Source organism: Sphingomonas faeni (assembly GCF_030817315.1).
Taxonomy (GTDB): Bacteria; Pseudomonadota; Alphaproteobacteria; order Sphingomonadales; family Sphingomonadaceae; genus Sphingomonas; species Sphingomonas faeni_C.
This window is the reverse complement of record NZ_JAUSZF010000001.1, coordinates 3,004,005-3,018,245: the sequence shown is the minus strand read 5'-3', so window position 1 is coordinate 3,018,245 and position 14,241 is coordinate 3,004,005. Positions and strand designations below refer to the sequence as shown.

Sequence of the window (14,241 nt, the reverse complement as noted above, 5' to 3'; positions counted from 1 at the left end):
TACGGTACCCGAGCTTGCGCCCGGCGTGGGCAGCATGGCGGCCCCGGGCATGATCGCATTCGCGGCCCTGGTCGTCGCGAACGTCGCACTAGCGTTCGGACCGTGGTTCGTGCGCGCGACCGAGGTTGGGCCGGTCGCCGCAGGATTCTGGCGACTGACGCTCGCGGTGCCGTTCCTGATCGCACTCGCGATGCAGCAGGGCGCCCGGCCGACCCGGCTGAGCCGTGGCGTGTGGATCGGGCTTGATCGCGGGCGGCGTGTGTTTCGCCGCCGATCTCGGCGCGTGGCATCTCGGGATACACCGGACCACGCTCGCCAACGCGACTCTGTTCGGCAATGCGGCGACGCTGATGTTCCCAATCTACGGATTCCTGATCGCGAAGGCATGGCCGACGCGGACGCAGGGCTGGGCGCTGGTGCTGGCGGCGGCCGGTGCGGCGTTATTGCTCGGGCGTTCCTATGAGCTTGATGCGAAAAACCTCGCGGGCGACCTGCTCTGCATCCTCGCGGGGCTGCTCTACACGGTCTATTTCATCCTGATGGCGCGCGCGCGGGCGACGCTCGCGCCGCTGTCCGCGCTGACCCTGTCGACGCTGGCGGGGATCGTGCCGCTGCTCGTGTTCGCGCTGGCGATGGGAGAGCGAGTGCTGCCGGCGCACTGGGGGCCGCTGATCGGGCTCGCTTTGTGCAGCCAGGTGCTCGGCCAAGGGCTGATGATCTATGCGCTTGGCCGATTCACACCGCTGGTGATCGGGATCGCATTGCTGATCCAGCCGGTGGTGGCGGGCATGGTCGGTTGGCTGGTGTACGGCGAGCGGCTCGGCGCGGCCGATCTGGTCGGCGTCGTGATGGTCGCGATCGCGCTGGTGCTGGTAAGGCAGGGCCCTCCCCCCGAATTACCTCTTGAAGACACGCTTGATACGTCTGATTTTGAACGGCAGGAGACGGTATGACCCAGGACCTTACGCTCGACGAAATCCGCGCAAAGCTCGCCCCCGGCATTGCTGCCAACGCGGCGTTCGACGGGTGGAGCGACGCCGCACGCGACATGGCTGCGCAGGCCGGGGGGATCGATACCGACATCGCCGCATTGGCGTTCAAGGACGGCCCGGTCGACATGATCGACGCGTGGTTCGCGCATATCGACGACGTGATGCTCGCCGCGGTTCCGCCCGAGCGGCTCGCGCTGATCAAAGTCCGCGAGAAGATCACCGCGTTGGTCGAGGCGCGGCTCGATGCGACGTCGATCGACCGCGAATCTCTGCGGCGCGCGGTGGCGATCCTCGCTCTCCCGCAGAATTTGGCGAAGGCGACGCGCCTCGGCTGGCGGACGGTCGACACGATCTGGCGCGCCGCCGGAGACGTCGCGACCGACTATAATTACTACACCAAGCGGACCATCCTGCTCGGCGTGTATGCGTCGACGATCACGGTGTTTCTCGACGACGAGAGCGAAGGCCTTGCTGACACGCGCGCGTTCCTGCGGCGCCGGATCGACGGGATCATGCAGTTCGAGAAAGCCAAGGCGGGTTTTCTCAAGCGCACTGAGCACGGTTTCAGCCTGTCGCGATTCGTCGGCCGGTTGCGTTATCCGACGGCCTGAGGGTTTAAGCGCGGGACGCTTCCCCAAACTCCGTCATCCTGAGCTCGACCCGGGACCCAGAACGATGAACGTCTCCGCATGTGGCTCTGGATCCTGACTTTCGTCAGGATGACGGGGCGTTAGCGGTCGGTTGGTTCGCTTTGGGCTTCCCTTACCCGGGGGTTACTGATAATCAGTCGCATCATGGACACTCGCCCCGATCGTTCCGTCAGCCTCGAAACCCTGCCGCGCAAGCAGCACGCTATTGTTGCGGCAATCGAGTGGGCGCGGCTCGCGGGCCCGGAAGCGCGGCGATTGCGCGAGCTGGGCTTCGATGAGGGCGTGGATGTCGAGGTGCTGCACCGCGCGACTCTGGGCCAGGGCCCGATCGCCTGCCGGATCGGCCGCATGACCGTCGCGCTCCGCCGCGCGGTTGCCGGCGCCATCCACGTTTCTCCCATGCCTGCCGCGGCCGAATAATCCTTTAGAATGAACGCAGCACCGCTGGTTGCGCTGGTCGGCAATCCCAATGCCGGCAAGAGCGCGCTGTTCAACGCGCTTACGGGTGCGCGCCAGAAGGTCGGCAATTATCCCGGCGTCACGGTCGAGCGGAAAGTCGGGCGGCTGATGCTCGATGACGGGCGGCCGGTCGAGCTGGTCGACCTACCCGGCGCATACAGCCTCGAACCCTCCTCCCCCGACGAGCGGGTCACGCGCGACGTCGTCACCGGCACGCAGGATGGCGAGCGCCTTCCCGACGCGCTGGTCGTCGTCGTCGATGCCGCCAATCTCGACAACCATCTGCGCTTCACGCTCCAGCTGATCGCGCTCGGCCTGCCGGTCGTGGTCGCCCTCAACATGGTCGACCTCGCCGAGCGCGACGGGCTGAAGCTCGATCCCAAGGTGCTCGAACACGAACTCGGCGTGCCGGTGATCCCGACCGTTGCGGTGCGCAAACGCGGTCTCGACGAACTCAAGGCCGCGCTGTCCGGCATCGTCATCAATGGACCCATGCGGCTGCGCAAATCCGACGGAAGCGTACAGGACGACATCGTCACGCTCCAGCGTCGCGCGCGCACGATCGCTACCGCCGCGACCGTGTCCGAGACGACCGTCCGCCGCTGGACGCACATGCTCGACGCGGTCGCGCTGCACCCTGTCGCGGGGCCGATCCTGCTGCTGGCGATCATGTTCCTGATGTTCCAGGCTGTGTTCAGCTGGGCTCAGCCGTTCATGGACGCGATCGACGGTGGCTTCACCGCGTTGCAGGCGTTCATCACATCCGAGCTGCCCCAGTCGTTGCTTCGCTCTCTGCTGGTCGACGGCGTGATCGCCGGCGTCGGCGCGGTGATCGTCTTCCTGCCGCAGATCCTGATCCTGTTCCTCTTCATCCTCGTCCTCGAGGCGAGCGGCTACATGGTCCGCGCGGCGTTCCTGATGGACCGGGTGATGGCGAGCGTCGGGCTGTCGGGTCGCGCGTTCATCCCTTTGCTGTCGAGCTTCGCCTGCGCGATTCCGGGGATCATGGCGACGCGGACGATCGACGACGAGAAGGACCGGCTGACGACGATCCTGATCGCGCCGCTGATGACGTGTTCAGCACGCCTGCCGGTCTATACGCTGATCATCGGCGCGTTCATTCCCAACACGCAGGTGCTGCCGTTCGTCGGATTGCAGGGGCTGGTGATGCTCGGCCTGTACGTGATGGGCATCGTCGGCGCGTTCGTAGCCGCGCTGGTGCTGCGGCGGACGGTGACCAAGGGCGTGTCGTCGGGCTTCATGATGGAGATGCCGAAATATCAGTGGCCGCAGTGGCGCGACGTCGGCATCGGCCTGTGGAGCCGCGCGCAGATCTTCCTGAAGCGCGCCGGCGGCATCATCCTGATCTCGACCGTGATCCTGTGGGTGATGCTGAGCTTCCCCAAGCCGCCCGAGGGCAGCAAGGTCTCGCCGGTCGATTATTCGGTCGCCGGGCGGATCGCCAACGGCATCGCGCCGGTGTTCGCACCGATTGGCTTCAACCGCGACATCGTCCTCGCGCTGATCCCGGCGATGGCCGCGCGTGAGGTGGCGGTGGCGGCGATCGGCACGGTCTACGCAATCGACGACCCCGACAGCAACCAGGGCGGCAAGGCGATGGTCGAGAACCTGCGCGGCCGCTGGAGCCTGCCGACCGCGCTCGCCTTCCTGATGTGGTTCGTGTTCGCGCCACAGTGCATTTCGACGATCGCCGTCACCCGTCGCGAGACGAATGGCTGGAAATGGCCGGCGTTCATGGTTGGCTATTTGTTCGCCGCCGCCTACATCATGGCCGGAATCACATATTGGCTGGCGGTGTTCGCCGGCCTCTGAGGGGCATCATGGCAGGCAGCGTCAACAAGGTCATCATCGTCGGCAATCTGGGTCGCGATCCGGAGAGCAAGGCGTTCCAGAATGGCGGCAAGGTCGTCAATCTGCGCATCGCGACATCCGAGTCCTGGAAGGACAAGAACTCGGGCGAGCGCAAGGAAAAGACCGAATGGCATTCGGTCGCGATCTTCAACGAAGGTCTGGCGAACGTCGCCGAGAAGTATCTGCGCAAGGGCTCGAAGGTCTATATCGAGGGCGCGCTCCAGACCCGGAAGTGGCAGGACGCGCAGGGCCAGGACAAGTATTCGACCGAGATCGTGTTGCAGGGCTTCAACAGCGTGTTGACGATGCTCGACGGCCCCAACGGTGGCGGCGCAGGCGGTGGTGCAGGCGGCGGCGGTGGTAGCCGTGGCGGAGGCGACGACTGGGCTGGCGGCGGCGGCAACGACTTCGGCGGTGGTTCGTCGGGTGGCGGCGGCGGTTACGGCGGCGGTGGCAGCCGTGGCGGCAGCGCACCCTCGGGCGGCGGTAGCGGTGGCGGCGCACGCGGCGGCAGCTTCGGCCAGACCGGCGGCTTCTCGGACGATCTCGACGACGACGTGCCGTTCTGATCTCCATGACGACGCTGTATTCCGTTCCAAAGACCGGTGTGTTCGACGAGGCCGAGCGCTCCCGCGTCATCGCGTCCTACGATGTCGCCGGCGCGCGCGCGAAAGGTCAGCTGGACGACATCGTGTCGTTCGCGGCGGAGCTTTGCGGCGCGCCGGTCGCGCTGCTGAGCCTGGTCGAGGAAGAGTATCAGCGTTTCCTGTCGCGCACCGGCACCGATCTGGAGCAGACGCCGCGCAGCATGTCGTTCTGCGCGCACGCGATGCACCATCACGAGGTGATGGAAGTGCCCGACGCGCTGGAGGACCCGCGCTTCGTCGACAATGCGCTGGTAACCGGCCCGCCCTATGTGCGGTTCTACGCGGGTGCACCCTTGGTCTCCAGCGAAGGCGTGCCGCTGGGCGCGCTTTGCGTTCTGGCACCCGATCCTCGCGAGGGGCTTACCCGGTTCCAGCGTGACGGCATGACGTTGCTCGCGAAGGCCGCCATGGGCCGGCTCGACGATCGCCGCGCCGCACGCGAGCAGGCGATGGCCGAGGCCGAGGCACGGCGGACGCTGGAGGCGAGCGACCTCCGCTTCCGTACGCTCGCGGACACGATGCCGCAGATGGTGTGGTCGACGTTGCCCGACGGCTTCCACGATTATTTCAACGCACGCTGGTACGAATTTACCGGCACGCCCGTGGGCACGACCGATGGCGAGGGCTGGAACGACATGTTCCACCCGGAGGATCAAGATCGCGCCTGGGCGTTGTGGCGTCACTCGCTCGACACGGGCGAGCCGTACAATATCGAATACCGGCTCCGGCATTTCGACGGCACCTATCGCTGGGTGCTCGGCCGTGCGCTGCCGGTCCGCGACGAAAGCGGCGCGATCCAGCGCTGGTTCGGGACGTGCACCGACATCCACGAACAAAAGCTCGCATATGAAGAGCGCGAGGTCATCAGCCAGGAGCTGAGCCACCGCATCAAGAACATCTTCTCGGTGATTGCCGGGCTCATCGCGTTCTCGGCGCGGGGCAAGCCTGAGTTCGCCGGGATCGCGACCGACCTACGCCACCGTATCAACGCACTGGGCCGCGCGCATGATTTCGTCCGCCCGCACAGTGCCAATTCACGACCGTCGATGGCGCAGAACAGTCTGCGCGGCTTGCTGCACGAGTTGTTCGAGCCGTATCAGCGGATCGACGGCGCGCGTGTCAGCGTCGTAGGCGACGATGTGACGATCGATGATCGCTCGGCGACGCCGCTCGCGCTGATGTTTCACGAACTCGCAACCAACGCGACCAAATATGGTGCGCTGGCGACAGAACTCGGCACTGTCGAGATCACCGTCTCGGCAAATACCGATACGGTTACATTGAACTGGCGGGAAGTGGGAGGCCCATCCGTCACCAAGCCGACGACACCAGCCGGTTTCGGCACGCAGCTGATCGAGATGAGTGCGGTGCGTCAGTTGGGTGGTAGCGTGAACCGAACCTGGAACGATGATGGCCTGATCGTAGACCTGACTATTCCAAAGGCTGCGTTCAGCCGCTGATGCGGATGACGTCGTCGTGCGCGGTTTGCTCGTCGTTGCACGCCAAAGCCGCGGCTGCGAGGATCGCCGCATCGCTGAACGGCTTGCGGATATAGCCGAGGCACTCCGCATCGCCGATCTGCGCGGGATTCGCGGTCACGAACACGACCTTGACGCCGTAATCCTTCGCCATCCGCCTGGCGATCTCCGGTCCCGTAGGTCCGTCGCGCAGATTGATGTCGACGAACGCGAAGTTGCAACCCGGTGCCGCCGCAATCGCGCTGTCGCGATCCGCCGCGATCGCTGCAACGCCGTAGCCGGCATCCATCAGGATCCGCTCGAGATCGAGCGCGACGAAGATTTCGTCTTCAACAATGAGGGCGGTCTTGGTCATCGGCGAAGTAACCAGCCGCCGGCCTATCGGTTCCGTTTTATTACTGATCTCAATCAGTATAGCGCGACATAGTGTTACATTTGTCGCTGCGCGGTCATGGCCGAAGCAGAAATACCGCGTGTTCGGCCAACAGGTTGGCAGCGCCTTTGCCCGTCTGCTTGTCCCCTGACAGAAACCAGGCGCCCTCGACCGTGATCCCTCGCGTTTTGACGAAGGCGCGAAAATCGTCGATCGTGACGTGGTGGATGTTGGGCGTGTCGTACCAGCTCTCGGGCAATTGCCGCGTCACCGGCATGCGACCACCCCAGAGGAGCGACAGCCGCACGCGCCAATGCGCGAAATTGGGAAAGCTGACGAAGGCGCGTCGACCGATCCTGAGGAGATGATCGAGCACGAGGTCGGGTGCGCGTGCGGTCTGCAGGGTCTGGCTTAGGATGGCGTAGTCGAAGCTGCCGTCGGGATAGCCCGCGAGATCCACGTCCGCGTCACCCTGGATCACCGACAGGCCGCGCGCGACCGCCGATGCCACGTTATGCGCGTCGATCTCCAGCCCGCGTGCGTCCACGTTGCGGGTGTCGCGCAGTGCAGCCATCAGCGCTCCGTCGCCGCAGCCGATGTCGAGCACACGACTGCCCTGTGCGACGTTTTCGGCGATGACGGCGAGGTCGGTCCGTAAGGTCATGGTGCGGTCCGCAGTTGCTCGGCCAAGCCCGGCGCGAGGCGTTCCATATAGCGGTCGGCGCGGACCAGCGGATGGAAGCCGAGGTCCGCATAGACGCCGTGCGCGTCCGCGGTGACGAGGCCGAACCTGCGCAACCCGGCAAACGACGGATGTTCGAGGAACCAGCTCACCATTCGGCGCCCGAGCCCCTGCCCGCGCGCGGTCTCCTCGACCCAGACGTCGGCGAGCCACGCGAACGTGGCGTGATCGGTGATCATCCGCGCGAACCCGACCTGCGCGTCGTCTTGATACGCACCGAGGCAGTGCGAGCCTGCGATCGCGCGTTCGACCAAGTCGCGTTCGATCCCCGGCGACCAGTAGCTGCCGGCCAGCCAGGCGTGGATGCGGTCGACCTGCAACCGGCTCGCGTCGTCCGAAAGGATGATCGTCATCGTCCTGCCCTCAGGAAGCCGTCGACGACCCGGTTGAGATCGGGCGCCTCCAGCAGGAACGCGTCGTGGCCGTACGGGCTCGACAGCTCGACGAAGCTGACCGGTGCGCCGGCTGCGTTCAAGGCCTGGACGATCGCGCGGGATTCGGCAGTCGGGTACAGCCAGTCGGTGTCGAAGCTGACGAGGCAGAACCGCGATTTGGTCGCGCGAAACGCGTTGGCGAGCAGCCCGCCATGCTCCTCGGCGAGATCGAAATAATCCATCGCCCGCGTGATGTAGAGATACGAGTTCGCATCGAACCGGTCGGTGAAGGCCAGCCCCTGGTGGCGCAGATAGCTCTCGACCTGGAAATCGGCGTCGAACCCGAACGACTTCGCGTCGCGCGCCTGGAGGCGACGACCGAATTTCTCGGTCAGGCCGGCTTCCGACAGATAGGTAATATGCGCTGCCATCCGCGCCACTGCGAGGCCCGCGGTGGGCGCCGCACCGTCATGATACTCGCCACCTCGCCAGTTCGGATCGGCCATCACCGCCTGACGCCCGACCTCATGGAACGCGATGTTCTGCGCGGTATGGCGCGCGGTCGAGGCGATGACGACACACGCCTTCACGCGGTCGGGGAAGGTCGCGGGCCAGCTGAGCGCCTGCATGCCCCCCATGGATCCGCCGACCACTGCATGGAGCACGTCGACGCCGAGATGATCGAGCAGCATCGCCTGCGCACGCACCATGTCGCGGATCGTGATGACCGGGAATCCCATCGCCCACGGCCGCCCGGTCGCCGGGTTGATCGTCGCGGGTCCCGACGAGCCCATGCAGCTGCCGAGCACGTTCGCGCAGACGACAAAGTGCCGCGCGGGGTCGATCGGCTTGCCTTCGCCGACCATGCGGGTCCACCAGCCGGGTTTGCCGGTGCGGGGGTGATTGGAGGCGACGTGCTGGTCGCCGGTGAGCGCGTGGCAGATCAGGATCGCGTTGGAGGCGTCGGCGTTGAGCGTGCCGTAGGTCTCATACGCGATGTCGACCGGCGACAGCAGCACGCCGCCATCGAGCCTGAGCGGTCCCCGCAACGTGACGCGACGGGCGAGACCGAAGCGCTGGTCGGTGTCGTGGTCGATGGTCGCAGGGTCGAGCATGCTGCGCGCTACCATAAGCGCCCGCCGTCATGCCAGCGCCGCATCCTCTATCCTCCCCCGCCAGGGGGGGTGGCTGGCGCTTGCCAGACGGAGGGGGGAGAAAGGGAAACCACTGTTGCGTCACCCTCCCCTCCGTCGCTGCGCGCCACCCCCCCCTGGCGGGGGAGGATCGTTCGGACCGCACCGTCATCCGTCATCCGTCATCCGTCATCCGTCATCCGTCATCCGTCATCCGTCATCCGTCATCCGTCATCCGTCATCCGTCATCCTGACGAAAGTCAGGACCCAGGGCAACGCGCGCTAGCCTCCGTGGCTCTGGGTCCTGACTTTCGTCAGGATGACGGGAGAAGGTGGGCCACTGATCCTTCCGGACGACCTCCACCCTCGCACAAATATTTGCCACCGCGGCACCGCGCCCGCTATGTCCCGCGGCCATGACAAACATCATGCCCGCACCCGCGCCGAAGCCCTGGATTCTGGGGATCGCGCCGTACACGCCCGGCCGCTCGACGACCGACGATGGCCGCACGGTGATCAAACTGTCGTCGAACGAAAACCCGCTCGGCACCAGCCCCGCCGCGAAGGCCGCGTTCGATGCCGCCGACCGGACGCTGGAACGCTACCCCGACGCCGGCGCGACCGCGCTGCGCGAGGCATTGGCGGCGCATTACGACCTCGATCCGGCGCGCGTGATCTACGGCACCGGCTCGGACGAGATCCTGCATCTGGTCGCGGGCGCCTATGCGGGCCCCGGCGACGAGATCATCCACGTCCGCTACGGCTTCGCGGTCTACGAGATCGCGACGCGTCGGGTGGGAGCGGAACCCGTCATCGTCGACGACCGCGACTACGCCACCGACGTCGACGCGATCCTAGCCGCGGTCACCGAGCGCACCCGCGTCGTGTTCGTCGCCAACCCGAACAACCCGACCGGCACGTTCACGCCGCGCGCAGAGATTGCACGCCTGCATGCGGGGCTGCCGAAGTCGGTGCTGCTCGTGCTCGACCAGGCCTATGCCGAATACCTCTCGCCCGAGGAGGACGATGCCGGCCTCGCGCTGGCGATGACCGAGGCGAACGTGCTCGTCACGCGGACCTTCTCGAAGATCCACGGTCTTGCCGCCGAGCGGATCGGCTGGGGCTATGCCTGCGCGCCGATCATCGACGCGATGCACCGCATCCGCGCACCGTTCAACGTTACCACCGCAGGCCAGGCGGCGGCCGTCGCGGCGATCGCCGACACCGCCTTCGTCGAGGCAACGCGCGCGCATAACGACCAGTGGCGCGGCTGGTTCGTCGAGCAGATCGGGCAGATGGGCAATGCCGGTCTGCGCTGCGTACCGTCCAAGGCGAACTTCGTGCTGGTGCTGTTCGAGGGCAGCCTGACCGCCGACGCCGCCTATCACGGGCTGATGGAGGCGGGCTATATCGTCCGCTGGCTGCCCGGCCAGGGCCTGCCCAACGCGCTGCGCATTACGATCGGCACCGAGGAGGAAACGCGCGGCGTCACTGCGGCGCTGCGCAACCTGGTCGAAAGCGCCTGATGCTGCCGTTCGCGCGCGTCACGATCATCGGGCTGGGACTGATCGGCTCGTCGGTGGCGCGCGCGGTGCGGGAAACGATGCCGACGGTCCGAGTTACCGGCTACGACGCCGACGCCAGCGTGCGCGAGACCGCGGGCCGGCTGCAGTTCTGCGACGACGTCGCGGGTTCGGCGGGGGCGGCGGTGATCGACGCCGACCTTGTGATCCTGTGCGTGCCGGTCGGCATCATGGGCGACGTCGCGCGCGAGTTCGCGGCCGAACTTCCCGCCGACGCGGTCGTCAGCGACGTCGGCAGCTGCAAGGCCGAGATCGTCCGCGCGCTCACCGAGGCGCTGCCGAACGCGATCGTCATCCCCGCGCATCCGGTCGCCGGCACCGAACGCAGCGGCCCCGAAGCCGGCTTCGCGACGCTGTTCCGCCACCGCTGGTGCATCGTCACGCCCCCCAAAGGTGCCGACCCGGTCGCGGTCGAGCGTGTCTCCGAGTTCTGGCGGCGGCTCGGCGCGCAGGTCGAGACGATGGCACCCGAGCATCACGACCGCGTCCTCGCCGTCACCAGCCATCTGCCGCATCTGATCGCCTATACGATCGTTGGCACCGCGGGCGATCTCGAGGAGGTGACCCAGTCCGAGGTCATCAAATATTCCGCCGGCGGCTTCCGCGACTTCACCCGGATCGCGGCGTCGGACCCGACCATGTGGCGCGACATCTTCCTCAACAACCGCGAGGCGGTGCTGGAGATGTTGCAACGCTTCTCGGAGGATCTGAGCCATCTCCAGCGTGCGATCCGCTGGGGCGACGGGGATGCGCTGTTCGACCTGTTCACGCGGACGCGGGCGATCCGGCGGAGTATCGTCGAGCAGGGGCAGGACGACGACGTGCAGGATTTCGGGCGGACGCACGGCTGAGGGGGGCTTTCGCTTGCGCTTCCCCAAACGCAACCACCCCGGCGAAGGCCGGGGCCCAATTGGGTAGGCTGGAGTAACGGTTCGCAACGCACATCATTGACGTCCCCCAATTGGGCCCCGGCCTCCGCCGGGGTAGTGAACCGCTAATCCAGCGCGTTCATCGCCGCATGGACGCGCTGCTCCGCCTCTTCACGCGGCAAGCCCGGCGGCACCACCTCGCCGAACCGGAACGTAATCACCCCCGGCAGCTTCGGCCCCTTCTTCGGCCACACCAGTCCGCTGTCGCAGGCGATCGGCACCGTCGGCATCTTCAGCGCGCGATAGAGCCCGGCAAACCCCGGCTTCAATGGCGGATGCTCACCGGGCAAAACGCGCGTCCCCTCGGGAAAGATTAGAATCGATCGGCCCGTGGCCTTGGCGGCGCTTGCTTCGCGCATCATGTTGCGCATCGCCTTCGCCGACGCCTCGCGGTCGACGACGATTGCGCCATAACGCCGCGCCGCCCAACCCCAGGCCGGGATATCCGCCAGTTCGCGCTTCAACACGATGGCCGGACCGTCAAGCAACCCCTGCAATTCGAGCGTCTCGAACATCGCCTGGTGCTTGCAGGCATAGAATGCCGGCTCGGTCGGCCGCGTCCCTTCGATCCGAATATGCACGCCTAGGATCCACCGCGCGCACCAGCGGTGGAAGCGAGTCCAGATCGTCGAATGCACGATCACCGCGCGCGAGCCGAACAGCGCCGAGATCGGCACCGTCACCACGATCGGCACCGAGATCGTGTAGAAAACGAGCATGAACGCCCAGTTGCGCAACCAAATCATCCGCCAAATCCAATCCACAATGCGATCCGGCGAAGGATCAACTTGTTGTATTCGTTGACCAAGGTTCCGAGCCGCGGCGTACCCGGCACCCCGTCGCCGAGGATCACGACATTCTTGTCGAGCGCCGCCGACAGCTCCATCCGGGCCCGTGCGACATGCCAATCCGACGTCACCAGCCGCACCGACCGGTATTTGTGCACGCGCACCCACTGCGCAGTTTCTTCCGCATTGGACCGCGTATCGACTGCGTCCGCACCCAGATCGATGCAGCACGCGAACAACGCCGGCGACGTGCGATACTCCAGCGCGAGATCGATCGGCCGCACCCCCGGCGCGACACCCGTCACCAGCATCCGTTTCGCCTGGTGATCGCGGATCAGCGCGATGCCGCGGTCGATCCGCCCTGCTCCACCGGTCGGCACGACGATCGCATCCGAGGTGAAGCCGTCGAGCGGCTTGGGCAGCAGCAGCATGAAAACCGCGAACCCGAATGCCCAGGCAAGACCCAGGATGCCGAGGAACCGCACGATCACAGGATATGCCTCAGCGCGCGGACGATCGTCATGCGAGCGGCGAGCGTCGCGAGCACGACGAACGCGATTGGGAGCAGCGCGAGCACCACCCAGTCGATTCCACCGAGCGTCACCCCGCCAAGCAGTTCCGAACCCAATCCGTGCAACCTGTTACCGATGAACGCGATCACCAGCAACGCCGCGACACCGCCTCCGACGCCACCGATCGTCGCATCGAGCGCGATCCGCCGCTGGAACAGCCGCGAGATCTGGAGGTCGGTCGAGCCGAGCATGTGCATCACCGCGATCGTCTCGCGGTGCGTCTCAAGCCCCGCGCGCGCGGCGAGCACGACGACCGCGGCGGTCGCGCTCGCCATCAGCAGGACCAGCGCCAACGCGAGGAACGTCAGCGAGCGCATCACGTCGTTGACCGGCGACATCCAGCTTTCGTGGCGATCGACGCGGACGATCGGGCTCACACGGCGGACACTGGTCGCGACACGCGCCGCCGCCGCCTCATCGTGGTCGGCAAGGTCGACATCGATCATCGCCGGCACAGGCAGTTGCGGGTCGGCGCCGTCGGACCCCAGCCAGGGCTGCAGCAGTCGCGTGAGTTCGGCGCGATTGACCGGCGTCGCCGTCGCCACCGCAGGCATCGTCCGCAATGCAGCAAGCACGCGCGCTGCAACCGCATCGCGGCGCACCGGATCGCCATCGACGATCTGCACCGTCAACCGCCCCACCAATTGCCGATCGAGCAATCGCGCCGCGCCCGCCGTCGCCAGTCCCAAGGCGGCAGCGAGCATCGTCAGGAACAGCATGATCGCCATCACCCACGTCATTGCGCGCAATCCACCCGCTTCGTCGAGCACGCGCCGTTCGGCCGAAGACCGCGCTTTGGAGGCGCGACCTATCATTCGGGCCGCGTCGGTGGATAGCGGAGCGAGCCGGTCGGATCGAGCAATCGTCCGCGATCGAGCCGCATCATCTGCGCACTGGGTATCCGCCCGAGCAGGTGAAGGTCGTGCGTCGCGACCACGACCGTCGTCCCCAACTTATTGAGCGATTCGAACAAATGAAGCAACCGCTCGGCCATGTCGGGATCGACGTTGCCGGTCGGCTCGTCCGCGACCAGGATTTCGGGGCGGCCGATGACGGCGCGGGCGATCGCGACGCGCTGTTGCTCGCCACCCGACAGCGTTGCCGGCCGCGCATCCGCACGCTCGGTCAGCCCGACCCAGGCAAGCATCTCGCGCACCGGCTGCTCGATGTCCGCCTCGGGCATGCCGGCGACCCGCAACGGCAGCGCGATATTGTCCCAGGTCGACAGATGCGGCACGAGCCGGAAATCCTGGAACACCACGCCGATCCGTCGACGAAAGCCGGGCAACCGGTCGCGCGAGAGGACCACCGTATCCTCGCCGAACAGCCGGATCACGCCGCGCGTCGGCCGTTGCGCGAGATAGAGAAGCTTGAGCAGCGAGGTCTTCCCCGCACCGCTCGCGCCGGTCAGGAAATAGAACGCACCGCTCCGCAGGGTGAAGCTGACGTCCGACAGCGTCTCCGGTCCGGCACCGGGCCCGGAGTCTGACTCGGTGCCGTAGCGAAGCCCGACATTTTCGAATTGGACGATATTCGCCATGACGTGGTTGCGCCCGCTCTCGCCCGCTTGATGCCCGTGCCAATGCCCGTATCGGCGCTTTCGCATGAAAGCGCGGGCCGCTTCAAGCTTGCCACATATGCGGGCCGCG

The 14,241-nt window shown here is 66.4% G+C and carries 15 protein-coding genes and 1 pseudogene; 8 read left to right on the top strand and 8 right to left on the bottom strand.

The genetic code is table 11. The annotated features are described in order from the left end of the window. Positions 1-34 precede the first annotated feature (34 nt). The 6 genes and pseudogenes from QFZ54_RS14115 to QFZ54_RS14090 all read left to right on the top strand — a co-directional run bounded on the left by QFZ54_RS14115 (position 35) and on the right by QFZ54_RS14090 (position 6,080). Positions 35-953: pseudogene (locus tag QFZ54_RS14115) on the top strand (DMT family transporter). Next, positions 950-1,603, top strand: a complete 654-nt coding sequence (locus tag QFZ54_RS14110) for a COQ9 family protein (RefSeq protein ID WP_307088077.1) — start codon at positions 950-952, stop codon at positions 1,601-1,603. The pseudogene QFZ54_RS14115 and the gene QFZ54_RS14110 overlap by 4 nt, the downstream one beginning before the upstream one ends. Before the next feature lie 183 nt (positions 1,604-1,786). After that, a complete protein-coding gene (locus QFZ54_RS14105; protein WP_060526089.1) occupies positions 1,787-2,062 on the top strand; it encodes a FeoA family protein in 276 nt (91 codons plus the stop codon). A gap of 9 nt (positions 2,063-2,071) precedes the next feature. Then, positions 2,072-3,934 (top strand): ferrous iron transport protein B, encoded by a 1,863-nt coding sequence (feoB, locus tag QFZ54_RS14100; RefSeq protein WP_307088073.1) that lies wholly within the window; start codon positions 2,072-2,074, stop codon positions 3,932-3,934. 8 nt (positions 3,935-3,942) lie between these two features. Continuing rightward, positions 3,943-4,542, top strand: a complete 600-nt coding sequence (gene ssb, locus QFZ54_RS14095; protein ID WP_307088071.1) for a single-stranded DNA-binding protein — start codon at positions 3,943-3,945, stop codon at positions 4,540-4,542. Positions 4,543-4,547: 5 nt separating this feature from the next. Further along, positions 4,548-6,080 carry a sensor histidine kinase gene (locus QFZ54_RS14090; protein ID WP_307088069.1) on the top strand — a complete coding sequence of 511 codons (1,533 nt, stop codon included), beginning with the start codon at positions 4,548-4,550 and terminating at the stop codon, positions 6,078-6,080. Here QFZ54_RS14090 and QFZ54_RS14085 read toward each other — a convergent pair. The 4 genes from QFZ54_RS14085 to metX all read right to left on the bottom strand — a co-directional run bounded on the left by QFZ54_RS14085 (position 6,070) and on the right by metX (position 8,717). Next, positions 6,070-6,453, bottom strand: a complete 384-nt coding sequence (locus QFZ54_RS14085) for a response regulator (RefSeq protein ID WP_307088067.1) — start codon at positions 6,451-6,453, stop codon at positions 6,070-6,072. The two genes, QFZ54_RS14090 and QFZ54_RS14085, sit on opposite strands and share 11 nt — an antisense overlap. A 94-nt stretch (positions 6,454-6,547) precedes the next feature. Beyond that, positions 6,548-7,135, bottom strand: a complete 588-nt coding sequence (gene metW / locus QFZ54_RS14080; protein WP_307088065.1) for a methionine biosynthesis protein MetW — start codon at positions 7,133-7,135, stop codon at positions 6,548-6,550. Beyond that, positions 7,132-7,566, bottom strand: coding sequence for a GNAT family N-acetyltransferase (locus tag QFZ54_RS14075; protein WP_307088064.1), 435 nt, complete (start codon positions 7,564-7,566; stop codon positions 7,132-7,134). Before QFZ54_RS14075 ends, metW begins: the two co-directional genes overlap by 4 nt. Then, positions 7,563-8,717: a homoserine O-acetyltransferase MetX gene (gene metX, locus QFZ54_RS14070; protein ID WP_307088063.1), complete on the bottom strand. Its 1,155-nt coding sequence runs from the start codon at positions 8,715-8,717 to the stop codon at positions 7,563-7,565. Before metX ends, QFZ54_RS14075 begins: the two co-directional genes overlap by 4 nt. 431 nt (positions 8,718-9,148) lie before the next feature. Here metX and hisC point away from each other — a divergent pair, with 431 nt between their 5' ends. Both hisC and QFZ54_RS14060 read left to right on the top strand, forming a co-directional pair. Then, positions 9,149-10,246 carry a histidinol-phosphate transaminase gene (gene hisC, locus QFZ54_RS14065; protein WP_373458598.1) on the top strand — a complete coding sequence of 366 codons (1,098 nt, stop codon included), beginning with the start codon at positions 9,149-9,151 and terminating at the stop codon, positions 10,244-10,246. Further along, the gene (locus QFZ54_RS14060; protein WP_307088060.1) at positions 10,246-11,154 is read left to right on the top strand and encodes a prephenate/arogenate dehydrogenase family protein; all 909 of its coding nucleotides are present in this window, start codon (positions 10,246-10,248) and stop codon (positions 11,152-11,154) included. The genes hisC and QFZ54_RS14060 overlap by 1 nt, the downstream gene beginning before the upstream one ends. Before the next feature lie 143 nt (positions 11,155-11,297). Here QFZ54_RS14060 and QFZ54_RS14055 read toward each other — a convergent pair whose 3' ends face one another. From QFZ54_RS14055 to ftsE, 4 genes are read right to left on the bottom strand one after another with little or no spacing between them, the layout of a single operon-like run. Next, entirely contained in the window at positions 11,298-11,978 is a 681-nt protein-coding gene (locus tag QFZ54_RS14055; protein ID WP_307088057.1) for a lysophospholipid acyltransferase family protein, read from the bottom strand. Further along, complete coding sequence (locus QFZ54_RS14050) at positions 11,975-12,511, bottom strand: YdcF family protein (RefSeq protein ID WP_307088054.1); 537 nt, start codon at positions 12,509-12,511, stop codon at positions 11,975-11,977. The genes QFZ54_RS14055 and QFZ54_RS14050 overlap by 4 nt, the downstream gene beginning before the upstream one ends. Next, complete coding sequence (locus QFZ54_RS14045; RefSeq protein WP_307088052.1) at positions 12,508-13,407, bottom strand: cell division protein FtsX; 900 nt, start codon at positions 13,405-13,407, stop codon at positions 12,508-12,510. Before QFZ54_RS14045 ends, QFZ54_RS14050 begins: the two co-directional genes overlap by 4 nt. Beyond that, positions 13,404-14,132 (bottom strand): cell division ATP-binding protein FtsE, encoded by a 729-nt coding sequence (gene ftsE, locus QFZ54_RS14040; protein WP_307088051.1) that lies wholly within the window; start codon positions 14,130-14,132, stop codon positions 13,404-13,406. The genes QFZ54_RS14045 and ftsE overlap by 4 nt, the downstream gene beginning before the upstream one ends. Between the last annotated feature and the right edge of the window lie 109 nt (positions 14,133-14,241).